We start from the raw sequence: 26,848 nt of genomic DNA on the forward strand, positions 1-26,848 counted from the left end.
AAAGTTTTCATCTTGTTCACCGCACTTTCAGATAAAACGAACACCCCTGCCGCCTGCCGGCCGTCCTCCAAGGACAACCGGTACAAAACGTCAAGGGTGCTGAAGTGAAGCTGAGGTGAAGCTGCGAGCCCAGCTAGCTTTTTTGCATGGCGGCAATTTTGGCTGCGGACGGCAGGAAAAACACCGCCGCCAGGTTCAACAACGCGATGACGAAGATCGCCGCGAACACGGACTGCATCCCGGCAGCCATCTCCGCTTTCGTGTGATCCATCAGATGGCTGTTGAACAATACGCCGAAGATCGCAACGCCGACCGTCTGGCCCAGCGAACGCATAAGCGAGTTGGTCGCCGTCGCCGTGCCGCGCATCTGCCAGCCGACGACCGACTGGATCAGCACCGTCTGCGGCGTGGACAGACAGCCCATGCCGAAGCCGATAATGGTCAGAATGGCCGTCATCGACCAGAAAGGCGACTCGATCCGCAGCGCCATCAGCCAGATGCCTCCGAGCAGCACCAGCAGCGAGCCGAAGACGACAAACCTCTTGGCTCCGAGCCTGAACATCAGCTTGCCGGCCAGATTGGCGGCAATCGGCCAGGACAGCGACATCGACATCACCATCAGACCCGAATGCGTAGCGCTGTAGCCCAGCAAGGACTGGAGCCACATCGGCGCATAAATCGTCGTCCCCGTCGAGATCGAGAAAGCCAGAAATCCGCTGAGATTGGATACATTCATGACGCCATTGCGGAATAAGCTGAGCGGGATCATCGGCTCTTCCGCGCGCCTTTCGATACGAATGAACGCCACGAAAGCAAGCAGCGCAACCGCGAGCAGCGTCCATAGCACCGGAGAGCTCCACGGCAGGCTTTCTCCTCCGCTGAGCAGCGCATACAGAAGTGCGGATATACCGAGCGTGAAAGCAGCCGCGCCTGCATAATCAATCTTTTTGCGCTGCCTCTCAAACTTCTCATGCAGGAAGCCGAATACGAGCACAAGCGACACCACCCCGATCGGGATGTTGATATAGAAAATCCAGCGCCACGACAAATAGTCGACAAAATAGCCGCCCACCAGCGGCCCGAGCAGGCCGGCGACCGACCAGACGGACGCAAACACCCCTTGCATGCGCCCCCGCTGCTCGCCCGGATACAAGTCGCCGATAAGCGTGAAGGTGACCGGTGTCAGCGCTCCCGCTCCGATCCCTTGCAGCGCCCGGAACCAGATCAATCCCGTCATCGATTCAGTCATTCCGCAGAGGACGGAAGCCAGGACGAAGACGATCAGACCGATCATAAACACCGATTTTCTCCCGTACAAATCCGCCAGCTTGCCGAAAATCGGCGTCGCCACGCACGTCGTCAGCGTGTAGATGGAGAATACCCACGTGATCATGGCGAGTCCTTGCAGTTCTTCGATAATATGAGGCGTGGCCGTACTGACCACCGTGACATCCAGCGCGCCGATGAAGAGCGCGGCCAGCAGGCCGAGCGTCACCATCTTGCGATTTGTTTCTTTCCGCGGCCCTTTCGGCAGCAATTCTGATTGATAGCTTTCCATCCGTTTCGTTTCTCCCCGTTCGGTACGTCGGTACGCACCTGTCCTAATTATTTCTATCCTGAATGGCCGCCTGATGGCCTGCGTTGCATGGCTTGGTCAGCCAGCTCCAGCAGGCCCTGCTCCAGGCAGGTTTGCACAGACAGCGTCTTGGCCGCTTGCCCGAACCGGATCACGATACGATCTCCGCTCAGCGAGCCTATCTCCCCTTCGCCAAACACCCGGTGACGCACCAGCCTGCCCGGCTGAAGCTCGCCGCTGTCGGCAATAGCGCGAGGGCTTGTCCGCGCAACTGTCTTAACGACTCGCACGCCCGTCCCGCCGCCAGACACATCTCGTGACACAGCCGGTTTAAGGGACCTCCTGCCGCCATGACCTTGGCTCTGCTCCTCACGTCTGCCGCCGCCAGCAGCACTTGCCTTCTTCCGCGCGACAGCTCCCCCAGAACTCTCAACGCCGGCCGACTCGGCGTCCGGATTCATAATCCGGCGCACAGCCGTAACGAAGGGTGACTCCGCCACCTCCGTCCCGTCCCTTTCGCGGTAAGAGATCAGCTCCAGCTCGCTGCGGGCTCTGGTCATCCCGACATAAAACAACCTGACCGCCTCCTCCATAGCGAAGCCGCCCTCCGCACCTTTCTTCTCCTTATCCTCGCTTGACGGGATAATGCCGTCGATCAGGTCGATCATATAAACACGTCTGAACTCAAGCCCCTTGGAGCTGTGAAGCGTGGAGCAGGTGACGGCATTCTGGTTCTTGCGGTTGCGGGACTGCTTCAGCAGAGCTTCCAGCTGCTTCAGCCGCGCGGCGAACTCTTCCAGCGTCATGAGAGGCTCTGCGATATCCTCCAGCGTATTGAGAATGCCAAGCAAATACTCTTTGCGGAAGCCCAGGCGCTCGCACATCCGGTCGATCGCCTTCTCATAGCCGAGCCTGGACCGAATCGTGCGTATGGCCTCCCGCGGCGGCATCTTGTTCATCGAACGGAGCGTCTCCTTCGCCTCGGCCAGCGGCTTTCGCTGGTAATCCTGCAGCTCCACCCGCTCCAGCAGCACATCGAATACCGACTCCCCGTCCGCTGCCGTTTCCTTCAAGACGCTTATCTGCTTCTTCGAGATATACCCCGTCAGCTTCATATGTATGCTCTCCAGCAGATCGGGCCGCCGATCGGTATAAGACATCCGCATGAAATTCAGCACGTCCTCCACCACCCAATGGGAGAAAAACCGGAGATCGGCATCCTTCATATAGAACGGAATGCCCGCCCGGACCAAATAATTCGCCTGGTAGGCATAGCTGCCCAGCGAGCGGATGGCGACCGGTTTGCCGGCCGGATTCGCCGTAAACATGTTTTTATCGTAGCGGTTTTTGTTCCGTTTGATAAAGGCGTCGGCCGTACGCACAATTTGCCCTGTGGACCGGTAATTTTGTTCCATGTACAGCGTTCTCGCCTTCGGATAATAGCTGCCGAACTGGAGCAAATACGAGGGATCGGCGCCGCGCCAGCTGTAGATCGACTGGTCATCGTCCGCTACGACGCACAGATTGCCGTGAACGCGGACCAGCTTGGCGATGATCGCATGCTGGACCGCGGATGTATCCTGGCTTTCGTCCGTCAGGATATAGTCGTACCGGCGCTGGTATTTCTCCAGCAGCCGGGCGTCCGACTCCAGGACATCATGGGCATCGTCAGCATATCGTCGTAATCCAGCAGCAGCCGGTCCGCTCCGCTTTGCTTGAACAGCTCATACTCCCGCGCGATCGCCGAGGCCTCCTTGACATCGCAGCGAACTGCGTGCCAATCCTCCCGAGGGATCAGCTTGTTTTTGATCAGACTGATATAAGTGGTTAACGCATCCATCTGATCGTCCGTAATCGAAGCGCCGGTCATCTTGGCGAAAAGATGGCGCAGGATCATTTTCTTGTGAAGCGGAGGCGGGCCGCCCTCTTCAGGCTGAAGCTCCTCCTGCCGCAGCTCCCCTTCGATCAGGCGATAAGGCGTGCGTGTCCGGCGCATATGCTCGCGCACAACCTCGAAGGCCAGGCTGTGGATCGTAGAGAAATCGACGGGCGGCAAGTCCGGGAAAAAGCGGGCGAACCGCTCTTCATGTCTGCCGCCGACGCCCGGCTGAAGGTCACCGCTTTGATCCGCGCAGGATCGACGCCCTTCTCCTCCAGCAAATAGCCGATGCGCATTATGACCGTCGTCGTCTTGCCTGACCCGGGCGAGGCCAGCAATAGCAGCGGCCCTTCGGTCAACACGGCGGCTTGCTGCTGAATGCCGTTCAGCTCCACCCCGATCTCCGCCGCCTTGCGCCGGAAAAACCGCTCTGCGTCAGGCGGAAGATCGCAAGCTCCGCGCCGGGCTGTTGAAGTCATTGAAGTCAAATCTTTCATCTGAAGCTTTACCCCTTTAACTGTGCTGCCTTGGCCTGGTGCCTGGAATCATTCCAGTATAACACAGTTTGCACTTCTACTCAGGGAAGTAAGCCTCATAACTTGACTATTTCTCTACCGTCGTCGATTTGCGGAACGTCAGCAGCTCGCTGACCGTTACGAACCTGTAGCCCCTTGCCTTTAATTCCGGAAGAATTTGTTTCAGCGCCTCGATCGTTTGGGTGCGTCCTTCGACATGATCGTGGAACAAGACGATGTCTCCATTGCGGGCGTTATTCAATACTTTGTTTACAATCTTGCCGACGCCCGGGGTATCCCAATCCTCCGTGTCCTGATGCCAGGACCACATGACAACGAGATAACCGGACTTTTTCGCAGCCCTCACGACATTTTCACTGTAGTATCCCCCCGGGGGCCGGAACAGCTTGGTCTTTTTTCCCGTCGCGTTCTCAATGACATGCTCGGCCTTCATCAGCTGTTCTTCAATCCGGGTATCGGGCATCTTCTTCCTGAAATACGTATGGCTGTAGGTGTGATTGGCGATCTCATGGCCCTCGTCCACCTCCCGCTTCACCAGCTCCGGAAACTCCTCCACCCGCTTCCCGACCACGAAAAAGGTCGCCCTAGCCTCGTATTGCTTGAGCAAATCCAGAATAGCCGGCGTATCCTTCTCATCGGGCCCGTCGTCGAAGGTCAAAGCGATAATTTTCTCATCGCTCGGCACCTCCCACACAACCTCTCCGCGCTCTTCATAATAAGAGCGGCTGTTGGCCGGCGTGCGCGGAGCCGCCTGCACCGCGGGCAAGCATAATCCGGCGACCAGCACAAAAGTTGCCAGCAATCCGACATAGATGCGCAATCGCATACTTACTCCCTCCTTCCGCAACATCTGTAGGATGAGCAAGTGCTTGCCCTTCTATGTTGGTTCCCTGTAATATCCGCTTCGAGCGCTCTTTGCCGGCTCAGGGCTTGGCCTGGGAAACGCAGAGCAGGATGCGGCAAAAGCCTGACGGCTCCAGGTCGAGGTCCGTCAGGCTTTTATGTACATTTCGGGGGAAGGAAGATCGCTATTCCTCCGACCAAGTGATGAGAATATCCGTATAGCCTTCACTGGATGCTGATTCCCCGCCAATAATTGAAATCCCGTGTACGCCGTCTATGACGCCGGTAATGGTAATGCCGCTGGAATCGACGATTTGCACGCCGCTTTCGAAGGTTTTATTTTTCACATAATTTTTATAAAGCAGGCCGAGCGCATCTACGCTTTCCTTGGATAAATAGTTGAAGGTAAACGATTTTTTGCCGTTCTCCGAGCTGTCTACCGAAGTCACGATCTTGAAGTCCGCAGGCAGCGGCAGATCAGGCGGCAAGTAGGCAGGCCGGACATCCCGGTTCGTTCCGGCGGCTGGCGGCGGCGATTCGGTGCCGGCTCCCGTGCCGATGCTGACCTTATTCTGCTGCTCGTCATAGCTGATCGGCACTTTCAGCGCTTCCGCTACGGCGCGAACCGGTAAATATGTCGACCCTTCATAAGTAATCGGAGGCAGCTTCGTTCCTTCGTTGTCAGCCGCGCTGAAAGCCGCGCCGTTCACTTCAATAGCGATGCCGTGATTCAAATATGCCTGAATGGTCTGCAGATTGCTGGCGGCATACGCACCGGCCGCTCCCGCAGCAATCATTCCGCCAATGCTCAAAGGAATTATCCATTTTCTTGTATTCAACATCATTTCCCTCCCATCGGATACCATAACCTGCCAATAACCCTCTCTATTACCCCGCTTTGGGCGCTATGAAACGGCCGGCACCCAGACAGCTGTCCGACACGAAAAAGACCATCCTCCGAGAATGGTCTTCTTGTGCTTGGCTGTGCCGCTCCCATAACGCCAAGGCTCAGCTTGCAGGCTTGGAGGAAACGTCCGCCATGGCGGCAATCTTATCGTTGATCTTATGCCGGACGCTCAGCAGCCACTCGGCCGAGCGCGGATATTCGCTGAACGTAAGCGGTTCGGCAAGCCCTTCCTCCAGCAGCTGCATCACGGCAGGCTTGCCGATCAGACCCTCGAGCAGCTGCAGCGCGCGCAGGTCCTGCATCGCCTCGTAGAACACCTCGAGCCGGATCGATTCGATCGGCCCATCCTCGCCGGGATAGACTAGGAAAGGGTCCCCTGACGGGAAGCTGCGGTCGGCATCAGTCACCAGGAAGGGATTGATCGACTTGATCGAATACTGCGAATGCCAAAAGTTGAAGCCCCAGTGCAAAAATCCTTCCAGCCCGTATTTGTACAGCTGCAGCCCGATGATCCGGTTGCGGCTTGACGGCATATGGAAGAAGCGGTTGGACACCTTCTGCCGCTGCGATACGCAGTAGTAGGTCCATAGAGGCTCCACGTTATTTTCCAGAAAAGGCTCAATATGATTGTTCGCTGCAACCGGCCTGCGGACAAGCCCTTGCTCGTAGAAAGCATATTCGGACAAAGCGTCCAGGAACGGAAACTCGCTCAGATGGCTTTGGAGCAGAGCCGCAGCCTGCCGGTACGATTCCAGATGGTCCGCCCCGGGCTCGTCGGATACATGGAAGTAGCTGCGCCGCTCCAACCCGTTGGCCAGCAGAAACGACTTAAGCTCAGGGAGAAAGGCATTCAGGAAAGCCGCATAGTCCTCGCCCGCCGCATCCGTATCCCAGCCGAACAGCCGCTTGTCCTCCCCATTCACCCGAACGATGATTTTGGGCGCATGCCGGGCTCCCCATTGGGTAAACAGATGAGAAAACTCCAAATATTCGATGCCGTACTGGTCGCACAAGCCGATCCATCTCTCCAGGCGCTCGAAGCCGAACGTGTACTTGTCCCCGTCCTTGCTCACATCGACCAGCTGCACGGTAGGACGCTCTCCTCCCACAGCGGTATCCAGAGGCGGTGTGAACAGCGGCGTCAGCAGCATATTGATGCCGTGACGCGCGGCCGTATCCATAAATTGCCCGATGCGGCGCCAGTGCTCCTCGCTGAATACCGGGCAGCCATAATAGGACGCCAGGCAGTCGGTATGGAACCATTCCGTACGGATCAGCTTTTGCCGGGGCAATGCGGCAGGAATTACGTCCAGCTCGAAAAGCTCCTCGCCCAGCGCATCGCCTTCACCGTTCTCGAAGCGGATACGGATCGGATGAAGGCCGGCAGCCTCCTCCGCCTGTACCTCTACGGTAACCCAGACCGCGCGCCATTGTCCGGGCAGGGCTATCGGGGACATCTCCGTCAAGCTATAGAGCGGGTCGGGATACAGACCGGGCGTTGTGCGAAGCACATCCTCATCATAATCGTCGAAGCAGGGGAGCTCCGAAGGAGCGAGGCCAACCGTCCGGAGATGGACATGCGCCTCCAGCGGAGACTCTACCCGGATATGTAGCGGTTTGACAAGCGTCTGTGACCGGTAAGCCACCTGAAAAGCATATACTTCACCGCGGAGCGCGGAGCCGGAATGGAACGCTTCGTCCCGCAGCTCCTCGTCGGCGAATACTTTGGCCAGTGAACTCAAGCAGCGGGTTTCGAAGGAAATAGCGGGTGCAGCCATGGATGAAACGCCTCCTCATAAAGTTAGCTTGCATCTTGCACTACGCCTATTGTAGCTGGCGCAAGCTTGCATGGCTTTGGATAATCCGGAGATCATGTTGGATTTTTCCTGACCCAAGCACCCGGTTTTATTTCGTTTGACCGAAGCGACTCCCTCTTCTGCCTTCTCTGCCTGCCGCATCACCGCGAGCAGCGGCCGCACCGCTACAGCGTCTCCGCCATCCGGCGGTAATTGCCTGGCGAAACCCCTTCCCACTTGGTGAAAATGCGGTTGAAATAATGCTGATCCTCATACCCGACCTGTCTGCCGACCATCTCGACCTTCAGCTCCGACATCCGAAGCAGCCGCTTGGCCTCCTGATGCCGAACCTGCTGCACATACTTGCTCCAGGATTGCCCGGTAATTTCCTTGAACAGCCGGCAGGCGTAGTCTTCGTGAACATTCAGCTCCCGGCCCAGCCGGGCACGGGACCATTCCTCCGCACAGCACGCTTCGATGCTGCGGACGATCCGGGCGATCGCCCGTTCATATTTTCTGGCATGGGGCTGCAGCCGGACCGGCTTGTCCGGAGTCCGCAGCAGATGGGCGAACAGCTGCAGCAGCAGTCCCCGGCATGCCAGCTCGTATCCTTCCGACCGGACATGAAACTCCTTCACGATCTGTTCCATCAAACGGACGCACTGGCTGTCGACCGGCAGAACATGCCGGCTCTGCAAGCCGCCGATTATCGCATAATCGGGCTCGCGGCAGAACCTGCTCTGGCGGACATTTCCCTCATCGACGATGATCTCTTCGTCCCCCGTCAGAGACAGCTCTCCGAAATAATCATAGTGGATGCCGATCAGCGAGGCCTCTTCGCGCAGAATTAGACGATGAGGCAGCAGTGAAGGGAGATACAGCAAACTGCCGGGGAGAACCGTCAAGCTCTTCTCTCCCACCTCAGCCTGCAGCTCTCCCTTCACGACGTACAAAAGCTCAAAATCATACAGACGGCGTTGGATCAGCTGAGGCTCCGCCCGCTCCATCTGCGCCGCCCAGTGGACAGTTGGCGCCAAACTCCCGAAGACCGCGTTTACGGTGACTCCCTCCCAGCATAAACATATGATTGCTTATGCTCTATTGTATCCGGCCGCCGGGACCATCACAAATGTTTCCTGAACCAATCGGCCGCGGCCTGAACCTCCGTACCGGTCAGTTGATGGCCGAACCGCTCCCAATGAACGGCGACAGACGCGCCGGCCCGCTCCAGCAGGCCGCTCAGCTCCTCCGTCTCGGCGGCCGGGCAGATCGGATCATTCAGCCCCGCGCCGATAAAAACGGGCGTGCCGCTCAAGTCGGGAAGCGCAATCCCCCGCCGGGGCACCATCGGATGATGCAGGATCGCCGCCTTGAGCGCTCCCGGTTGATGAAACAGCAGGCTGCCGGCCAGATTGGCTCCGTTGGAATAACCGACGGCTACCAGGGAGCCGCGGTCCAGCCCGTACTGAACGGACGCTTCGTCCAGGAAATCATGCACTTCCTTCGTCCGGAAGATTAAGTCCTCCTCGTCGAATACGCCTTCTGCCAGCCGCCGGAAAAAACGCGGCATCCCGTTCTCCAGCACATTGCCCCTCAGGCTCAGCACAGCGGATTCGGGGGAGATGCGCTCCGCCAGCGGCAGCAGATCATGCTCCGTGCCGCCTGTGCCGTGGAATAAAACGAGCGCAGGCGCATGGCTCCGAGCGCCGGGAGCGCCAGGCTTGAACAGATGCTTCATCGCGAGTCACCTCCCAGCTCTCTCACCTGGATCGGCCGCAGATTCGCTTCGATCTGAGCCCGATGCGGCTCATACCACTCGGGCAGCATCAGCTTCTCGCCAAGCGTTTCGGCCGGTTCATCATGGGCGAAGCCCGGCGGGTCGGTCGCAATCTCGAACAGGATGCCGCCGGCCTCGCGAAAATAAATGGCGTCGAAGTATTGGCGATCGATAATTTGCGTCGGACGAAATCCTTGCTCCATCACGAATTTCTGCCACTCGACATGGTCTGCCGCATCTTGGGCGCGCCACGCGATATGATGAACGGTACCCGCGCCGCCTACTCCCCAGCCTACACGCTCCAGAGGAACGTCTATCCGGTTGCCGATGTCCCCGGAAGCCTGGAACCGCGCATAACCCGCATCCTCTCCAAGCCTGCTGAGTCCCAGCGTATGCTCCAGGACGTTCATCGTATCCTGCGGATTGCCGCTGAAGAGCACGGCGCCTCCGAATCCTTTGACAGCCTGCTCGGAGGTTATACCGTCGAAGCTCCATCTGCTCGGCTCTCCGGCTTCACGTTCGACCAGCTCCAGACGCAAGCCTTCATTGTCCTGAAATTGCAGGTACTGTTCCCCGAAGCGGCTTGCAGTTTCCGTCTGAACGCCGAAGCGCTCCAGCCGCGAACGCCAGAAGCCCAGCGAACCAGGCGGTACGACATAGGTGGTAATGCCGACCTGCCCGCCGCCTATGCGGCCTCTCGAAGATCCCGGAGCCGGGAAGAAGGTGATGATCGTCCCCGGACTCCCGGATTCATTGCCGAAGTACAAGTGATACACCTCGGGCGCGTCGAAATTGATTGTTTTCTTCACCAGTCTGAGACCCAGAATACCGGCGTAAAAATCGACATTGGCCTGCGGATCGCGGGCGAATGCGGTAATATGGTGAATGCCTGTGGTGTGTTTGGACATCGTAATTCCCCTTTCGATTTAGGTGATTACAGGCCGCAGCGTTGACCCGTTCGATCCGTTATGGCAGCAGCCAAGCATCGAGCGAGATAGTCCCTGCGCCGGTCAAGGCGACGCCCAGGACAACGGCGATGAGCACTAGCGGATATTCGTAGCCGCCAGCGGTCGACCAAATGCCGTTTTTCCCATGCACCTTGACGATTGCGCCCAGCATTGTGACAGCAAGCAGCGCAGCGGCCAGCGGCGTGAACAAGCCGGCGGCGAACAGCAAGCCTCCCGCCAGCTCCATCAAGCCGGCCAATACGGCCATCGCCACCCCGGGCTTAATGCCGACCGACTCCATCCAGCCGCCCGTCCCTTTCGGCCCATAGCCGCCAAACCAACCGAACAGCTTCTGCGCGCCATGACCTGCGAATAATAATCCCACTACCAATCGAATAATCAAAAGTCCCCATGCCATCATAAAAACCAGCCTCCTTATTTTGTTAGAAATAATTAATCTTTAATTAAAGATATCTGATATGCTGTTATGTGCTATCCTTTAAAACAGCGGTTCGGCTCCCTCGTATAATGTCCGAGATAAACATTTTGCGCGGCAGCCATGTCTCTTCACCTTGTCTCACCTCACATTAGCCGCCCCCCATCTGGACCATCCTTTCTGCCGTAGTGTGTTGAAGTTGTCTTTAAATTAATTATCTTAAATTAAAGATATATGATTTGGCGTCTCCTGTCAAGCGTTTTGTTTGTGCTTGACTTCCCCTTATGAAACCACTACATTATAGCTATTCAATAAAACAATTGAATAGTTGAGGAGATGCCGCCTACATATGGAACGAGTATGGAAAGATCAGTTATACCAGGAATTTGCTCGCATTGGCAAATGTTTATCCAGTCCTAAACGATTGGAATTGCTTGATTTGCTTTCTCAAGGGCCTAAATCGGTCGATCAGCTGGCAAAAACAACGGGGATGAGTGTGGCGAATGTTTCGCAGCACTTGCAAACGCTGCATGAATCCAGGCTGGTTCGTTCGCACAAACAAGGCAACTTTGTGATCTACGGCATTGCCGAGAGCTCTGTGGCCGATTTTATGGTTTCCTTGCATCGTCTTAGTGAAAAGCAGCTTGTAGAGGTTCAGAAGCTTAAATCAGACATCCTGCAAGCTCATGTCAGTATGGAGCCCATAGCCCTGGAAGAGCTTCTCGAGAGAATGGAGAAAGGAGAAGTTTTGCTGCTGGATGTCCGGCCGGAAGAAGAGTACCTGGCAGGTCATATTCCGGGCGCGATCTCTGTACCTATAGAAGAGTTGGAGGAACACCTGGCCTCCTTGCCGGCGGATAAGGAAATAGTCGCTTATTGCAGAGGCCCCTATTGTCTGATGTCCGCGCAGGCAGTTGAGATCCTGAAAAGCAAGGGAATCAAAGCATCTCGCCTGGAAGAAGGCGTACATGAATGGAAACGCTACGCGGAATTTAAACAATAGCCAGAAAGGTGATTCTACGAGATGACTCATGATCCCGGCTTCACGGACCATACGATTAGGCACTATGCGGATTCTCCTGATATGCAGAAAAAGCTTTACAAGCGCTCTCTGCTGATCATTGTACTTTCCCAAATTTTCGGAGGCGCAGGTCTTGCATCCGGCGTAACGGTCGGTGCGCTCCTTGCCCAAGAGATGTTGGGCAAGGAAAGTTTTGCAGGCGTTCCTACGGCTTTATTTACTCTTGGCTCCGCCGCGGCCGCTTTACTGGTAGGCCGATTTTCGGAACGTTATGGCCGCAGATTGGGATTGTCTACAGGATTTTTCGCAGGCGGGCTTGGCGCGCTAGGGGTAATATGGGCCGCGGTGACCAATAACGTGGCGCTTCTGTTCCTGTCGCTGCTGATCTACGGTGCAGGGTCGGCAACCAACATGCAGGCCCGCTACGCCGGAACCGACCTGGCTATGCCCAATCAGCGGGCGAAAGCCGTCAGTATCGCCATGGTATCGACCACTTTAGGCGCGGTTGCGGGTCCTGCTATGGTGGATATGACAGGGGATTTTGCCGTTTCTGTCGGCGTTCCGGCGCTTGGAGGGCCCTTTATTCTAGCTGCGGCCGCCTATACGCTCGCCGGGCTGGTTTTCTTTATTTTTCTGCGGCCCGATCCTTACATCGTTGCCAAGGCTATATCTGCAGCGCAGCAATCTCGGGACCGGCGCACTGATGAGGAGCGTACAACGGTTCATACAAGCAGCAACAGGGGTTTGGTTATCGGAGCAACGGTCATGATTTTAACCCAAATCGTCATGATTGCCATCATGACCATGACCCCTGTCCACATGAAGCATCACGGTCATAGCTTGGGAGACGTCGGATTAGTAATCGGTGTCCATATAGGCTCCATGTATTTGCCTTCACTCCTTACAGGGGCATTGGTCGATAAAATCGGCCGCGAGGCGATGTCCATCGCTTCGGGGGGCGTTTTGCTGCTCGCAGGTGTAGTAGCCGCCGCAGCTCCTCCGGATTCCTTGGCCGTATTGCTTATTGCCTTATCCTTGCTCGGGATCGGCTGGAACTTTGGGTTAATCAGCGGAACCGCCATTATTGTGGATTCTACCGATCCGGCTACGCGCGCCAAAACGCAAGGAACGATTGATGTTTTGATCGCCTTGTCCGGCGCCTCGGGCGGGGCGTTGTCCGGCATGGTTGTAGCCCATTCCAGCTATGCGACGTTATCGTTAGCCGGGGGCGGGCTTGCCTTGTTGCTTATCCCTGTGCTGATATGGTCCCGGAGAACCAGCCGTGCGGCAGCTCCAGCCCAAGATAAACAACTCGAATCTTAGAAAGGAACAACGCAAATAGCGGCAGGCCAGGACTTTATTTCTCGTCCGAGGCTTGCCGCCGTTTTTGCTGACCAAGCTTCAACTCCCTACCGGCTCTCCGGCCGTCCTCCTATTCGCCACACTTTCAGATAACAGGCCTATTCAGCACGTAACGGGGATTGGCGTAATAGGGAGGCCGAGGACCGATTGCCGGGATGGACCAAGGCTGATTATTGAAAGCGTAATAAAGAGGGACCCGTTCCTTCGAGTACGGAAGCAGCAGCCAGTGTACTTGCGGATAAAATGCCAGAGGGGACATAGACATCGTTATTCTCCTTCACGTCGTTTGCTTACAGCCTATGCCCTGCTTGCACGGATGAGCCAGTACCTGTTTACGCGGCGCATTTATTTTATCAGGGAGCACAACAAACGCCCAGCGCCCATACTCTGTAAGAAACGTACATGAGGAGGCAAGACGGCCATGAACGAAAATCAGGGGCTCGGCATTCAAGGCTACCAGCAGCTGTTCGATCAGCACAAAGATGAGGGTGGCTACCCGCTCTACCCCAATTACGGAAAAATTACCCGCTATGAGGAAATCCCGCTGGCGGTGCCCGAGCAGCGTCAGCTGCGCCAGCCGGGCGCGGAATCGCTCATGGTCCCGCTACCGATTATCGAGAACCCGCATTATCAAGGCAGCGGCAAGCTGGCCGGCAAGGCCGCGCTGATCACCGGCGGAGACAGCGGGATGGGAGCTGCCGCAGCTATCGCCTTCGCCAAGGAAGGCGCCGATGTGGCCATCGCCTACCTGGATGAGCACGAGGACGCCGAACGGACGAAACGGCGGATCGAGGAGCTGGGCAGACGCTGCCTGACGCTGCCGGGCGATGTGCGCGACAAAAACCACTGCGCAGCCATCGTAGAGCGCACGGTGCATACGTTCGGCAAGCTGGATGTGCTCTGCAATCATGTGGGCATCCAATTCCAGCAGGCCAGCCTGCTGGATATTACGGATGAACAGTTCGACAATACGTTCAAGGTCAATATTTACTCCCACTTCTACACGACGCGCGCCGCTCTCCCTCATCTGAAGCCCGGCAGCTCCATCATCAACACCGCTTCCGTGGTCACCTACGTCGGCGAGCCGTATTTGCTCGATTATACCGCGACCAAGGCGGCCAATGTCGGCTTCACCCGGGCGCTCGCGCGCAACCTCGCCAAGCAGGGCATCCGGGTGAATGCGATCGCCCCCGGTCCGATCTGGACGCCGCTGATTCCATCCAGCTTCTCGGCCGATCGCGTCGCCGTCTTCGGAGCGGACACGATGCTGGAGAGGCCGGGCCAGCCGTTCGAGGTCGCGCCGACGTTCGTCTACCTCGCCTCCGACGACTCCCGTTACGTTACGGGACAGGTGCTGCATGTAGACGGCGGACAATCGACGAACTCGTGAAGACGGCGGGTCGCCCAGTCTTGGCTCTGCTCCTGCCAAGCGAAAACAAAGCCGATTCGACATAAGATCGAATCGGCTTTTTAGGTGAATTCCATTTGATCGGGTCATGAGGATACCTGGGCATTCCGCAGGCGTCGCTTCTTGCCCTTGACCGATAAGGCGAAGCACATAAGCAAGACCAGGCAAGCGAGCGTATACGGGTAATTGATATCCAAATCGAATAAAAATCCAGCTGCAATCGGCCCGGCGATGTTGCCCAGACTCGTAAAAGCCGAGTTCAGGCCGGCCACATAGCCCTGCTGATCTTTGGCCACCATCGACATCTGCGTACTGATGGCCGGCCGCAATATATCGATTGCCAAAAATACGATAAAGGTCACGGCGAAAATCATCCAGAACCGGTGAACGAACAGCGTCAGCAAAATAAACAAGCCGGCAAAAAGCAGACAGAGCGAAATGACGCGCCGCTCTCCGAAACGCTTCAATATCCAGCTGAAGGCCGTCACCTGAACAACAGCGCCCGCTATAGACCCAAACGTGATGATAAAGGCGATATCCTTGGGCTCGAAGCCGAATTTGTGATCCACAAACAGTCCAAAGACCGTTTCAAAATTGGCCAGTCCAAACGACATAACAAAAACGATAATCAAGCTCAGAAAATAAGGCTCTTTATAAGCGGACCTCAATTGCCCAAGCAAGCTTTTCCGTTCCTCCGGTTCAGGCGCCGGGGTATCGGATGCAGCTGCCGGCGACGGGAGCGATTCCCGCAGGATAAACAAGGTCATGACAGCCGCAACAATCCCCGCGGCGGCCGCAGCGTAAAAAGGCACGCGGATGCCAAACTCGGCGATATAACCGCCGATGCCCGGGCCGATGACAAAGCCGGTCGTAATGGCCGCTGTAATATACCCCATCCCGGTCGCGCGTTCTTCCGGCGTGGTGATGTCTGCCGCGTAAGCCATGACGGCCGGCATAATCATAGCTGCGCTGACGCCGCCCATCAGCCTGGAAACAAACAGCAGACCCGATGAACTGGCCACCCCGAACAACCCTTCGGAGACGGCGAACACGACTAAGCCGATGACAATCATCTTTTTTCTGCCGAAGGAATCGGTTAACCGGCCGGCCCACGGCGAGCACAAAAGCTGCGTGAGCGAAAAAGCGGCAACCAGCAGACCGATCGTTCCCCCGGTAATGCCCAGACTTTCCATAAACTTGGGCATGATAGGAATCACTAGCCCGATGCCTGAGAAAACCAGCAGCAGATTGAACATGAGGATCAGCAAAGCTCCCCGATTTTTTGTTAATAAAGCCATGTTAATTCCTCCACACTTATATTACTGAATATTTATTCAGGATAATGGCAAAAAAAAGCTAGCGGGTTGATTTGGCGATGCCATGAAGAAACACGTCCATAGCCAACCGATATGCCGCCAGCGTTTCCTCCCGTTCCATTCTCCGGCTATGCTGATTTAACCCGAACAGCAGACTGTCCAAAATAATGGCCAAGCCGGACACATTCGCAGCCTCTAACTCCTGGTTATCAATTCCCTGCTGAAGCAGCTGCCGGTTAAAGTCAATATACCCTTGGACGATCACATGGATGCGCTCCTCCACATCCGGGGCCTTCTCCGAATTGTTGAAAAATTCATTGGCCGCCTTCGTCAGCGGATGACTCAGTTGATCAAGCGCCAAATATTCGGCCATGCCATACAGCTTATCGATTGTAGTAGCATACTGCTTTTCCTTGACCAGCCATGTTTGATCCCATTCCCTGTTCCAATCTTCGATTAAGTATAGAAAAAGCCCTTCCTTGCTCTTGAAATGGTAATAGATGTTGCCGGCGCTGCAGCCGGTCGCTTTCACAATATCTTCAATGGACGTTGCTTTATAGCCTTTTTGAGCAAACATCGACCTTGCCGCATCGGCTATCTTTTTCTTGGTCTGCTCGGTTTGCTGCTGCTTTTTATTCACACCTGCTTCACCGCCTTCGGAATGACAAGCTCTTCTAGGGGCAATCACAATACTGAACATTCATTCAGTATTATAAGCCGGGAGATCGATCTTTGCAAGCCTTGCTGCCTGTCCTCCTTGTAGGTTTGTAGAGTCCAACAGAAAAAACACGCTGCTCGATATCGGCAGCGTGTTTTTTCCTCATTCATGTTTCGGAGCAGCGGCATTCAGGCCGCCATAGATCTGCAAGCCTTCGCGCAAGAAAAACAAGCCTCCGCACAATGCCGGCAATGTTCATGATGGTGTTTACGGCATTCATTGCCGCATGCTTCGCAGATGTCCGCGCATATACGGCAAATATCCGGCGCATAGGAACTATTCAGGGACATGGCCTGTGCCGCGAAAGCGCAAATTTCCGCACATTCCCGGTCCAATCGAATGCATTCCTTCATCATACCTATATGTTCTTCATTTAGGCACGCCTTGTAACAGTGATTGCAAGCCTGCATGCAACGGATGCATTCATCGATGCAAGCTTGAATTTGCTCGTGGGACATCGCTGAATCACTCCTTTAGGTAGTTCATCCTCCTTCTATTACCCACTATTTCTTTTTATTACTCGATCAGCGTTTCATCCCCGGCAGCTGGCTCGACTACCGGCAGCTCCCCAAGTTCAATTTACAGCGCCACAGGCGATATCCGGCCTCTCGCTTGCCTGGCCGCCAGCTGCTCCATGCCTTCGGCAAGCAGCTGCAAGCCCTTCTCAAGCACCTTCACCTCGATGGTCAGCGGCGGCATCAGCTTGGCGACCTCGCTGCGGGGACCGGATGTTTCCATAATCAGCCCTTTGCCAAAAACGATACCGCATAGCTCCTCCGCAAGCCCCTCTTGTTTGAAGGCCATGCCTTGTATGAATCCTTTGCCGCGAATCTCCCCTTCAAGCTCCGGGAACCGCTGCGCCAGCTTCTCCAGCGTCGTCCGGATCAGCTTGCTCTTGCTCTCCGTCTCACGCTGCAGCTCCGCCGTCCGCCAGTACTCCAGCGCCTTAGCCGCCGCCACAAATCCGAGGTTGTTGCCGCGGAACGTGCCGTTATGCTCGCCCGGATTCCATTGATCGATCTCCGGCTTCATCAGCGTCAGCGCCATAGGCAGGCCGTAACCGCCAATGGACTTGGACAGGCATACGATATCCGGCTCGATGCCGATGCCGTCAAAGCTGAAAAAGGTCCCCGTTCGGCCGCAGCCCATCTGGATATCGTCGACGATGAGCAGGATTCCCCGCTTGCGGCAGAGTGTCTCCACCTTCTTCAGCCACGTTCCGCTTGCGACCTGCAGCCCCCCTTCACCCTGTACCGTTTCCAGAATAACGGCAGCCGGCAGATCGACGCCGCTCCCGGGATCGTCGAGCAGCTTCTCCATATAGGCGACCGTATCAAGCCCTTTGCCCATATAGCCGTCATAGGGCATGAATACGGAATGACCGAGCTCGACGCCCGCTCCTTTTCGCTTAGCGCTGTTGCCCGTCAGAGCCAGGGAGCCCAGCGTCATCCCGTGAAACGCGTTGGTGAAGGAAATGACCGATTTCCTGCCTGTCACCTTGCGGGCGATTTTCAGCGCGCTTTCTACCGCGTTTGTCCCGGTAGGGCCGGGAAACATCACCTTATAATCAAGCCCTCTCGGCTTCAGAATAATGTCGTTAAACGCCGCCAGAAACTTTTCCTTGGCCGCAGTGGCCATATCGAGACTATGCGTCACGCCGTCGCTCAGCAAATAATCGACGAGCGCCTCACGAATTCGTTCGTTATTGTGTCCGTAATTAAGCGCACCCGCTCCAGCGAAGAAATCAATGTATTCGTTTCCGCTTTTGTCCCACAGCTTGGCGTTTTTGGCTTTTGTAAATACCGTCGTAAAGCTCCGGCAATAGCTGCGGACTTCTGACTCCAGCCGGTTAAATACGTCCATGGACGGCATTTCCATCCTTTGCGTTTTCATAGATTGACCTCCCTGGTTATCGTTTGCGTACATTGTCTATCGGACAGCCGACTGATCAGAAAGCGGCCCCAGCTTGTATAACAGCTCCTCCTCATGCGCCTGCTCCGCCGGGAATAACGATGTCCGGTAGCCTGCCGACCAGTGGCACTCCAGTTTTTCCCGCTTCGCCAAGCTCAAAAACAAGGCGCGCGACGCCGCGTTCGACGGACTGATGGTCGCTTCGATATGACGGATCGTATCGGGCTCCACTCGCGACAGCAGCTCTTGCAGCAGCATCCGCCCGATCCCTCTGCGCTGCTTGCCCGGCGAGACGGCAATCTGCCATACAAAAAGACGGTCCGGATGCTCCGGCGGGCGGAAAGCGGAAACAAAACCCGCGATTTCGCCATCCGCCTCCGCAATGACGCAGGTTTCCTTGAAGTAATCACATAATAAGATATAGCAATACACGGAATTCAAATCGAGCGTACCCGTTTCTTTCACCAGCCGCCACACTGCGGCGCCGTCTTCCTTCTGCGGCTTGCGGCAGCTGATGCTTTCCCTTGTCATAGGCAACTTCTCTCCCTTCCTCGGGTGATCGGCACCGCTTCGGGAAGGCTTGCCGTCTCCATAACCCTGTGCGATTCAGCACGGCGCGAGCAATTTCTACGGCTTCTCCCGTCAATTGACCGTCGGACCGCAGCCGGCGACTGATGGGAGCAGCGATAGAAACAGCAGCGACGCCTCCCTGTTCCAGCGGCACCATGGCCTTTCTAAAGCACTCGTTCGCACGAACACGTATAATGCTAGCATAGTTCTGTGAGGGGTGTCATTTGGGCTCACGGAGGATACTTCCAGATAATCCCTGCCCTCTTGGGCTTAGGGGAGATTACAGGACCGATCCTCCTTTTTCCTTCCGGATCATACCGTATACTGGTCAAAACGGCGGTTTTCTTTCCATATCAAGTATGTTAATGACTCAAGCTCTCAAGCGACCCGGTACATGTTCCATAAGCCGTCCCTCAGGCAACTACATGTCAATTTATGACATCAAACTATAATTTGCGGATCGGGACGGCCCATTTTATTCCAACAACCGCTATTCTCCCTTAAGCCGGCGCCCTACCAGCTCCTCGACTGCTCTGCGGAATTCCAGCTCCTGCTTGCGAAGCTGCCGGGCTTCCGCCCGCAGCGAGCGAATCAGCGCCATGCACATAAACGCCATAATGACGGCAAAGGGCAATGCTGTCACGATCGAGGCCGTTTGCAAAGCCTCAAGGCCGTGGCTGAGCAGCAGCACAAAGGCAATGGCGGCCTGGGCGAGCCCCCAGGCCACTTTGATTTTCAAGGAAGGGTCCAGGCTGCCTCCACTGGAAAACATGCCGAGTACGTAGGTCGCCGAGTCAGCCGAGGTCACAAAGAAGGTGACGGTCAGCAGCGTAGCCAGAAAGGCCAGCACCATACCGCCGGGAAGCTGGGAGAGCGATATAAATAAGACCGAGGTGACATCCTTGCCTACAGCCTCGACCAAATTTATCCCGCCAAGCAGCTGCTGATGCAAGCCCGTGCCGCCAAATACGGAAAACCAGATAAAGCTGAACAAACTGGGGATAAACAGCACGCCTAAAACAAACTCCTTGATCGTGCGCCCGCGGGAAACTCTGGCGATGAACATGCCTACGAACGGCGCCCAAGCAATCCACCAAGCCCAGTAGAACAACGTCCATTCATTCACCCAGCTGCCTTGCGTGAACGGTGTCAGCCGCAGACTCATTTGAATCAGATTTTGCAGATAGCCTCCGATAGTCATAGTAAACGTATCGAGCATAAAAATCGTCGGACCCAGAATGAAGGTGCAGAGCAGCAGCCCTGCCGCCACCATCAGATTGGCGTTGCTGAGCAGCTTGATCCCCTTATCCAATCCTGTAGTCGCCGAAACCATATACAGAATCGTAAGCACAATCAATATCCCGCTCTGGACGCCGGCCTGATTCGGAATGCCCCATAGAAACCCCAGGCCGCCGTTGATCTGCAGCGTACCGAGTCCCAAGGAGGTAGCTACACCGAAAACTGTAGCAATAATAGCCAAAATATCGATCGTTTTGCCGAGCGGTCCGTTCACCCTCTCTCCAAGCAACGGATAGAAGGTTTGGCTGATGAGCGCAGATTTCTTTTTACGGTATTGGAAATAAGCGAGCGTCACCCCCACGATGGAATAAATCGCCCAAGGATGCAGGCCCCAGTGAAAAAAAGCGTACCGCATCGCCAATCTGGCGGCTTCGGCGGTCTGGCCTGTCGCTTCCTGAGGCGGGGAGGCGTAATGGGAAATCGGCTCGGCCACGCCCCAAAACACCAGGCCGATGCCCATACCGGCACTGAACAGCATAGAGAACCAGCTTATATCGGAATACTCCGGCTCATCGTCGTCATCGCCGAGCCGAATGCGCCCGTATTTGCTGAATGCCAAATAAATGACAAAAACAAGAAACCCCAGTGCGGCAAACAAATACAGCCATCCGAATTTACCCGTTGTGAATACAAGAAATTGATTCGCTTGCTCGGCCAAGCCCTCCGGATTGAAAATGCCCCATAACACAAATGCCGCAATAACAGCCAAAGCTATACCAAATACCATAAGCTCCTCCGCAGGACGTTTTTTCATACTTTTTCCTGTTTATTTCGGAGTTATTCGCGGCGGTAGCATATGGATGGGTTTCGTATGGGCGAATTGTAACATTTTGCACATAACCTGCCGATAAACTATTCATATGTTCTCGGACATAAATCGACATTTACCAACATAATAAGACAAGGAGTGAAGTCAGTTATGTGTGAAGCATCGAGTCAAAATAATGAAGGTTTGAAATAGCTTATTTTCGCTTCGCGAAGTGAAACTAATTGAAATTCACGCTTTAACAATTACGGTCAAACAGAGAGGTCGTTATTCGGATGAGTATGTTTAGAGAAAAAATAAGCTATGTATCGAAATCCATTAGAATCAAACTATTAATATGGTTTTTGCTTGTCGCCCTCGTTCCGTTAGTTGCCTCCTCTATGCTAACCTACAGCCAAAGCTCGCAGGAGCTGGTCAGGAAGCAGCAAGAATCGTTCCGCAGCCTTATCGAGAGTAAGACGCAAGGCATGGATGAATGGCTGGATCGCCGTATGAGTGAAATTGAATTGGCGGCTAAGACGGAAACCATCCAATCACTCCAGCCTGCCCGGATGACTCCCTATTTAAAACTGATCAAAGCGCAATCCGACGTTTACGAATCGGTAGGTGTAGCAGGACCTGACGGGATTGTGATAGCCGGCTCATCGGATACTTCGTTAGGAGTCAACCTCAAGGATCGCGATTACTTTGGTAAAGGAATGCGCGGCGAGACTTCCTATTCAAATGTTTTAAACTCCAAATCCACCGGGAACCGGGTTATTGTTATCGCCTCTCCTATCAAAGCCGGCAATGGCAATGTGATCGGCTTGATGTACGCAACAGTAAACTTCGAATCGCTGACCTACAATTTTCTGCAAAACGAGGATGCAAGCATCAATATCACACTGGTGGATGAACGCCAGACTTTACAGCACAGCTCCGACAAAGATGTTCTTGGCAAGTCAATCGATGAAACCTCGTATAGCGAAGCTTACAAATCCATTTTGAAAAATGAGAAAAAAGAACTGGGCACTACAGCTCTTACCGAAGCTGGCGTAGAATATTTAATTGCCTATGGACCGATCCAGGAAACAGGCTACAGTCTCTTCTATAGCATCAAGATGGATGAAGTCCTGAAAAGCTCAAAGTCCATTCAATTGAACATGATCCTGATCATGAGCATTGCCGCCGTCGTTGTCGTAGCTTTAGCCATTTATGTGAGCGGAACGATCGCAAAGCCGATTAAGAAGGTAACCGAACGGGTCAAGCAGATAGCAAGCGGCAACTTGTCAGGCAGCACTCTTATCCTGAAGAGCAAGGATGAGGTCGGCCAGCTTGGGACTCACATTCAAGTGATGACAGACAGTCTGCGCGACTTGATCGGAAAGGTTGCGGAAACCGCGGAACAATTAGCCTCCTCCTCGGAAGAACTCACTGCCATTGCCGAGGAATCGACACAAACTTCCGAACAAATTTCCCAGTCTATCGGTTTCGTGGCGCAGGGCTCTGAGACCCAGGCGGAGGCATTGGAGCAGACGAGCATCGCTATGGATGAAATGTCAACAGGCATTCAGAAAATCGCCAGCTCCGCTTCCGGGGTTTCTGAAGCTGCCGTTACAGCCGTGGAAGAAGTCAACAGAGGCAATGAGGAAGTACGAGTTGCCGTAGCTCAAATGAATCAGGTGACCCAGTCTGTTGAAGGTACCGCTGAAACGATCCGGTCCCTGGAAGAGAAATCTCAAGCCATTCATCAAACCGTTCAGCTCATATTTGATATTTCGGGCCAAACGAACTTATTGGCGCTGAACGCTTCTATCGAAGCGGCCAGAGCAGGTGAGCATGGCCGCGGCTTTGCGGTAGTGGCGGGAGAAGTCAAGAAGCTGGCTGAGCAAACGGGCGCCGCCACCAAAGAGATAGCGGATACGATCAATGAAGTGCTGCAGGCTATCGGCAAAGCCTCCACCTCCATGAACCACGGCATGGCCGAGGTTGCATCCGGTGTGCAACGGGTAGAACAAGTAGGACAAACCTTTAACCGGATTACCGAAGCTATCCAAAGCGTGAATGATCAAATCCATGATATATCCGCTTCTTCGGAGCAAATCTCGGCCGGAACCGAGCAGGTTGCCGCTTCTATGCAAGAGGTCGCCGGCATCGTAAAAGGGGCCTCCTCCCAACTGGAGAAAGTTTCGCAAGCCATGACGGATCAATATCGTTCGATGGAGGAGATTTCGAGCTCCTCCGAATCGCTTAGCGTTACGGCGGGCGAGCTTCAAGAAATGGTAGGCAAGTTTAGGCTCAAATAAATCTAAGCCTTGCAGGTTCGAGTTCTCCTTATGTCAGGAAACTCGGACCTAGGCCGGGCGATGCTCCAGCACCGTCATTTAGAAGAGCGAGGCTGCAAACTTCATCTCCGGAAAGCGGCTATCCGGTCCTTTCATTAGGCTCCCGCCTTGGTTTTTCAGATACCTATCGAAGAAATCCAGCATATAGGCATTGATAACGGAGCTCGCTCTTTCGGGCGCCAGCTTCCCTGTAACGCCCAGCATGTTGAAAATCGGAGAAATAAACTGCACGTCGGTAAAATTCAAATGCTCCGCATTGTCGATATAGAGGACTTGTCCCCCAGCGCCCACCGCTTCGCGCATCCGTTCAAGCTCCCGCTTTTTATCCTCCGTGACTTGATCCTCCCACTCTCTTGTCGAGCCCATGCTTTTAAGCTCAACATCCGTGTAGACCCGGTTATTTTTTACCATTTCTAATTTTTCAAAATTACTTTCCGATTGGATGAACAAAAACGGCTTGCCCAGCTCCTCTCTGTCGCGCAGTCGATAAAGCCCTCCGTCCAAGTCTATGCCGGCCGCGATTCGCGGGTCATAAGAAGCGTCATAGGCCGTCGCTCCGCCGATGGAATGCCCGAACACCCCCACACGACCGAGATCCATTCTTCCGGTTAGACGGCTTGGCATCTGCCCCGATTGGATGAGCTCAAATTGGTCCAGCGCAAACGCCACATCGTCGGTTAACACTTTTCCCAGCTTGTCGCGACTTTCGCGTTCTGTCCGGTAATCATGGTCTGGCGAAAATAAATCATTGGTTGTGCTGGTGGTGATTCGACCGTCAGGGAACTCGGTTGCAAATGTATTGTAGGTGTGGTCGATCACGGCCACGATATATCCGTGACTCGCGAGATTTTCGGCTTGGGACGTGTGGAGGAACCGGGAAGAGCCGAAGCCGGGATTCGCCAGAATCAGCGGATAGGAAGTCTGTGCCGCAGAAACTTCAGCTCCCGAATAAGCATGAGCGGACACGTACTTCAGGTGTTGAAAAGTAAACCCCGGAAGGCCATAGTTCGCCGCCATATAACGCAAAATCCGGGTATCGGGAATAAAGGGAGCGTACTTGCCGGTGCCGGCTTGGGCCGGATACCATACCTGAACCATCAATTCTCTTTTACCGTCCCTGGTTTCGCCGAAAATCTCTTCTCGGTTGGTATCCACGAAATGAAAGGTTTGCGTGCCCACCTTAAATTCGCCTGTCGGCTCAGGCAGTTCACTTACAGGAAAAACATACAGGAGACCCGCTGTTGCGGCCAGCATTGCCGCTATAGCGGCATAAGCTGAACCCAACATGAATCGCGGGAGTTTTGGGGGTTCGGATTTTTTAAAATAGCTGTAGCTTGAAATGGCTAAAAAAATGATCGTTAGGCCATATACGAAAAACAGCTGCCATCGGAATCCTTCCACCGCCCCATGAATGATCAGTAAAAGTGTGGCGATCCCGCTTGCAGCAAAGATCGGAATTTTGCGCCGTCCCTTTGTTAATAGGACGGTTAGTGCAAACAAGCCGATGTTCGACAAAAACAGCAACAGCTCAAACAGCCTCATCCCGATTCTCCTTTCAACCCGTTTCTAGGTTCATTGGTTCCCATTTTATCCTGCCAGGCTGGCCTAAGCTATCGATTTGCCTTACATCTGCCTTACAGCTTTGTAATCCGATCTTGCGGTATGGGAGGACTCGTCAACCGGTTTCTATCCACCTTGAAAGAGTGCCGCTGAAGGTTATAATAGATTACATCTCGCTCTTCTGAAAAGGAGCCCATTCCAATGTCTAGTATTCTGATTGTAGAAGACGATCTTAAGCTGGCGCAGCTGCTTCAATCCTATATGGAGAAGTACGGGTACCAGGCTGAAGCGGTCCGGGAGTTCGACCGGGTGATGGAGACGTTCCAGGACATTCGTCCGGATCTCGTGCTGCTGGACGTCAATCTGCCCCGTTATGACGGCTACTACTGGTGCAGGCAAATCCGAACCGTCTCCACCTGCCCGATTCTGTTTATCTCCGCCCGCGACGGCAAGATGGAGCAGATCATGGCGCTGGAAAACGGAGCGGACGATTATATTGCCAAGCCCTTCGATTATGAAGTGGTCATGGCCAAGATCAAGAGCCAGCTTCGCCGCGCTTACGGCTCCTACGCCCCGAGCAAGAGAGAACGGATCGTGGAATGCTCGGGACTCGTGTTGTATCCCGAAAGACTTGAGCTGACTTTATCCGGCAAAACCATTGATCTCAGTCATAAGGAATCCTTGCTGATGGAAATATTGATGGAAAGCAGCTCCAAGGTGGTCAGCCGCGATTGGCTTCTGGACAAGCTGTGGGACGGTGAGCCGTTAGTTGACGACAACACGCTTAATGTCAATATCACGCGCATCCGCAAAAAATTATCCGAGCTCGGCATTGAAGAAGCGTTGGAAACCGTGCGGGGAGCCGGGTATAAGCTGCGGCCTTGCTGGAGGGAGGAGCCATGAGGCTGTTTTGGAGAGAGCATGTTCCGCTGGTGTTTATGTATGCCGGGCAGCTTCTGCTGACGGTGTATATGTGCCGCTTATCCGGTTTCCGAAATTCCTTCGATCTTGCGTACATCTGCCTGGTCAATACGGCCTTGTTCGCTTGTTACTTGACATACCGTTATATCCGCCATTTTCAATTTTATCGGAGACTGACCCGGCCTCTTGTGTCGATTGACGAATCGGGCGAATTTATCGGGAACGCACCGCTCGCGGATGCGCTTGGGCATTTGCTCCAGCAGAAGTATCGGCTTTATCAGAACGATCTCCAGCAATACCGGAAGAAGCTGAACGATCACATCACCTTTATCAATCAATGGGTGCATCAGATGAAAACCCCGCTATCCGTTATGCATCTTGCGGTTCAGAAAGAAGCCGACCCTTTCTTCGACAGCATGCGAGAGGAAATAGACAAGCTGAAGAAGGGGCTTGACACCGTGCTGTATACCTCACGATTGGATGCGTTCGCGCAGGATTTCGTGGCGGAGCCGGTGAATCTTCGTCTGCTGGTCGGGAAAGTGGCGGCCGAACACAAAAATTTATTTATCCGCAATAAGGTATTCCCGGAAATTCAGGTGGATGACCGATTGACGGTCATGTCCGACGAGAAGTGGCTTGCCTTCGCACTCGGACAATTAATCACCAACGCGGTACGGTATTCGGCCGGCGCAAGCAGCCGTGTCATGATTACCTCCGATGTGCGCGGACAGCAAGCCGTTCTGGAGATTCGGGACAACGGCGCCGGAATTCCGGCACAGGACATCAAGCGGGTGTTCGACGCGTATTTTACAGGGGAAAACGGGAGGCGGTTCGGCGAATCCACCGGCATGGGGCTCTATCTGGTTCGCGAGATCGCCTCGCGGCTTGACCATCGCCTCGAGCTTGAATCCGAGCCGGGACAAGGAACAGCAGTACGTATATGGATGGGAATCGCGAAAGGAAAAATGCTTTGAC

Annotated in this window: 22 protein-coding genes and 1 pseudogene; 6 read left to right on the plus strand and 17 right to left on the minus strand. The window is 54.7% G+C overall.

The features are described from left to right. Positions 1-133 precede the first annotated feature (133 nt). The 9 genes and pseudogenes from BLR08_RS23600 to BLR08_RS23640 form a co-directional block, all read right to left on the minus strand. Positions 134-1,558 carry an MDR family MFS transporter gene (locus BLR08_RS23600; protein WP_072336005.1) on the minus strand — a complete coding sequence of 475 codons (1,425 nt, stop codon included), beginning with the start codon at positions 1,556-1,558 and terminating at the stop codon, positions 134-136. A 53-nt stretch (positions 1,559-1,611) separates the two neighbouring features. After that, positions 1,612-3,934: pseudogene (locus BLR08_RS23605) on the minus strand (ATP-dependent helicase). Positions 3,935-4,058: 124 nt separating this feature from the next. Further along, a complete protein-coding gene (locus BLR08_RS23610; protein WP_072336008.1) occupies positions 4,059-4,817 on the minus strand; it encodes a polysaccharide deacetylase family protein in 759 nt (252 codons plus the stop codon). A gap of 202 nt (positions 4,818-5,019) precedes the next feature. Continuing rightward, positions 5,020-5,673, minus strand: coding sequence for a stalk domain-containing protein (locus BLR08_RS23615; RefSeq protein WP_176835593.1), 654 nt, complete (start codon positions 5,671-5,673; stop codon positions 5,020-5,022). A 169-nt stretch (positions 5,674-5,842) separates the two neighbouring features. After that, positions 5,843-7,519 carry a DUF4091 domain-containing protein gene (locus BLR08_RS23620; protein WP_072336014.1) on the minus strand — a complete coding sequence of 559 codons (1,677 nt, stop codon included), beginning with the start codon at positions 7,517-7,519 and terminating at the stop codon, positions 5,843-5,845. A gap of 203 nt (positions 7,520-7,722) precedes the next feature. Next, complete coding sequence (locus tag BLR08_RS23625; RefSeq protein WP_143014444.1) at positions 7,723-8,574, minus strand: helix-turn-helix transcriptional regulator; 852 nt, start codon at positions 8,572-8,574, stop codon at positions 7,723-7,725. A gap of 86 nt (positions 8,575-8,660) precedes the next feature. Further along, positions 8,661-9,275 (minus strand): alpha/beta hydrolase, encoded by a 615-nt coding sequence (locus BLR08_RS23630; RefSeq protein ID WP_072336019.1) that lies wholly within the window; start codon positions 9,273-9,275, stop codon positions 8,661-8,663. Next, positions 9,272-10,222, minus strand: coding sequence for a ring-cleaving dioxygenase (locus BLR08_RS23635; RefSeq protein WP_072336022.1), 951 nt, complete (start codon positions 10,220-10,222; stop codon positions 9,272-9,274). The genes BLR08_RS23630 and BLR08_RS23635 overlap by 4 nt, the downstream gene beginning before the upstream one ends. Before the next feature lie 58 nt (positions 10,223-10,280). Continuing rightward, positions 10,281-10,682, minus strand: coding sequence for a DoxX family protein (locus tag BLR08_RS23640; RefSeq protein ID WP_072336025.1), 402 nt, complete (start codon positions 10,680-10,682; stop codon positions 10,281-10,283). Positions 10,683-11,046: 364 nt separating this feature from the next. Here BLR08_RS23640 and BLR08_RS23645 point away from each other — a divergent pair, with 364 nt between their 5' ends. Together BLR08_RS23645 and BLR08_RS23650 are read left to right on the plus strand one after the other, a co-directional pair. Beyond that, positions 11,047-11,700, plus strand: a complete 654-nt coding sequence (locus BLR08_RS23645) for an ArsR/SmtB family transcription factor (protein WP_072336028.1) — start codon at positions 11,047-11,049, stop codon at positions 11,698-11,700. Between the two features lie 21 nt (positions 11,701-11,721). Further along, complete coding sequence (locus tag BLR08_RS23650) at positions 11,722-13,041, plus strand: MFS transporter (RefSeq protein WP_072336031.1); 1,320 nt, start codon at positions 11,722-11,724, stop codon at positions 13,039-13,041. 124 nt (positions 13,042-13,165) lie between these two features. Here the strand turns inward: BLR08_RS23650 and BLR08_RS30820 are convergent, their stop codons facing one another. Continuing rightward, positions 13,166-13,345: a hypothetical protein gene (locus tag BLR08_RS30820; protein WP_143014445.1), complete on the minus strand. Its 180-nt coding sequence runs from the start codon at positions 13,343-13,345 to the stop codon at positions 13,166-13,168. 156 nt (positions 13,346-13,501) lie between these two features. Here BLR08_RS30820 and BLR08_RS23655 point away from each other — a divergent pair, with 156 nt between their 5' ends. After that, a complete protein-coding gene (locus BLR08_RS23655; RefSeq protein WP_072336034.1) occupies positions 13,502-14,470 on the plus strand; it encodes an SDR family oxidoreductase in 969 nt (322 codons plus the stop codon). Between the two features lie 104 nt (positions 14,471-14,574). On the opposite strand, the gene BLR08_RS23660 is transcribed toward BLR08_RS23655, so the two are convergent. The 6 genes from BLR08_RS23660 to BLR08_RS23685 form a co-directional block, all read right to left on the minus strand. Further along, complete coding sequence (locus BLR08_RS23660) at positions 14,575-15,786, minus strand: MFS transporter (RefSeq protein WP_072336037.1); 1,212 nt, start codon at positions 15,784-15,786, stop codon at positions 14,575-14,577. A 58-nt stretch (positions 15,787-15,844) separates the two neighbouring features. Next, positions 15,845-16,444: a TetR/AcrR family transcriptional regulator gene (locus BLR08_RS23665; RefSeq protein ID WP_072336040.1), complete on the minus strand. Its 600-nt coding sequence runs from the start codon at positions 16,442-16,444 to the stop codon at positions 15,845-15,847. A 206-nt stretch (positions 16,445-16,650) separates the two neighbouring features. Then, a complete protein-coding gene (locus BLR08_RS23670; RefSeq protein ID WP_072336043.1) occupies positions 16,651-16,980 on the minus strand; it encodes a four-helix bundle copper-binding protein in 330 nt (109 codons plus the stop codon). Positions 16,981-17,101: 121 nt separating this feature from the next. Further along, the gene (ectB, locus tag BLR08_RS23675) at positions 17,102-18,415 is read right to left on the minus strand and encodes a diaminobutyrate--2-oxoglutarate transaminase (protein WP_072336046.1); all 1,314 of its coding nucleotides are present in this window, start codon (positions 18,413-18,415) and stop codon (positions 17,102-17,104) included. 36 nt (positions 18,416-18,451) lie between these two features. Beyond that, a complete protein-coding gene (gene ectA, locus BLR08_RS23680) occupies positions 18,452-18,964 on the minus strand; it encodes a diaminobutyrate acetyltransferase (protein ID WP_072336050.1) in 513 nt (170 codons plus the stop codon). Between the two features lie 529 nt (positions 18,965-19,493). Then, positions 19,494-21,029 carry a glycine betaine uptake BCCT transporter gene (locus tag BLR08_RS23685; protein ID WP_072336220.1) on the minus strand — a complete coding sequence of 512 codons (1,536 nt, stop codon included), beginning with the start codon at positions 21,027-21,029 and terminating at the stop codon, positions 19,494-19,496. Positions 21,030-21,343: 314 nt separating this feature from the next. Here BLR08_RS23685 and BLR08_RS23690 point away from each other — a divergent pair, with 314 nt between their 5' ends. After that, complete coding sequence (locus tag BLR08_RS23690) at positions 21,344-23,353, plus strand: methyl-accepting chemotaxis protein (RefSeq protein WP_072336055.1); 2,010 nt, start codon at positions 21,344-21,346, stop codon at positions 23,351-23,353. Between the two features lie 78 nt (positions 23,354-23,431). On the opposite strand, the gene BLR08_RS23695 is transcribed toward BLR08_RS23690, so the two are convergent. Beyond that, a complete protein-coding gene (locus tag BLR08_RS23695; protein ID WP_072336058.1) occupies positions 23,432-24,934 on the minus strand; it encodes an alpha/beta hydrolase family protein in 1,503 nt (500 codons plus the stop codon). Positions 24,935-25,153: 219 nt separating this feature from the next. Here BLR08_RS23695 and BLR08_RS23700 point away from each other — a divergent pair, with 219 nt between their 5' ends. Together BLR08_RS23700 and BLR08_RS23705 are read left to right on the plus strand one after the other, a co-directional pair. After that, a complete protein-coding gene (locus BLR08_RS23700) occupies positions 25,154-25,855 on the plus strand; it encodes a response regulator transcription factor (protein ID WP_072336062.1) in 702 nt (233 codons plus the stop codon). After that, entirely contained in the window at positions 25,852-26,847 is a 996-nt protein-coding gene (locus BLR08_RS23705) for a sensor histidine kinase (protein WP_072336065.1), read from the plus strand. The genes BLR08_RS23700 and BLR08_RS23705 overlap by 4 nt, the downstream gene beginning before the upstream one ends. Position 26,848 lies beyond the last annotated feature (1 nt).

It is taken from the genome of Paenibacillus sp. cl123 (genome assembly GCF_900101595.1).
GTDB lineage: Bacteria > Bacillota > Bacilli > Paenibacillales > NBRC-103111 > Paenibacillus_G.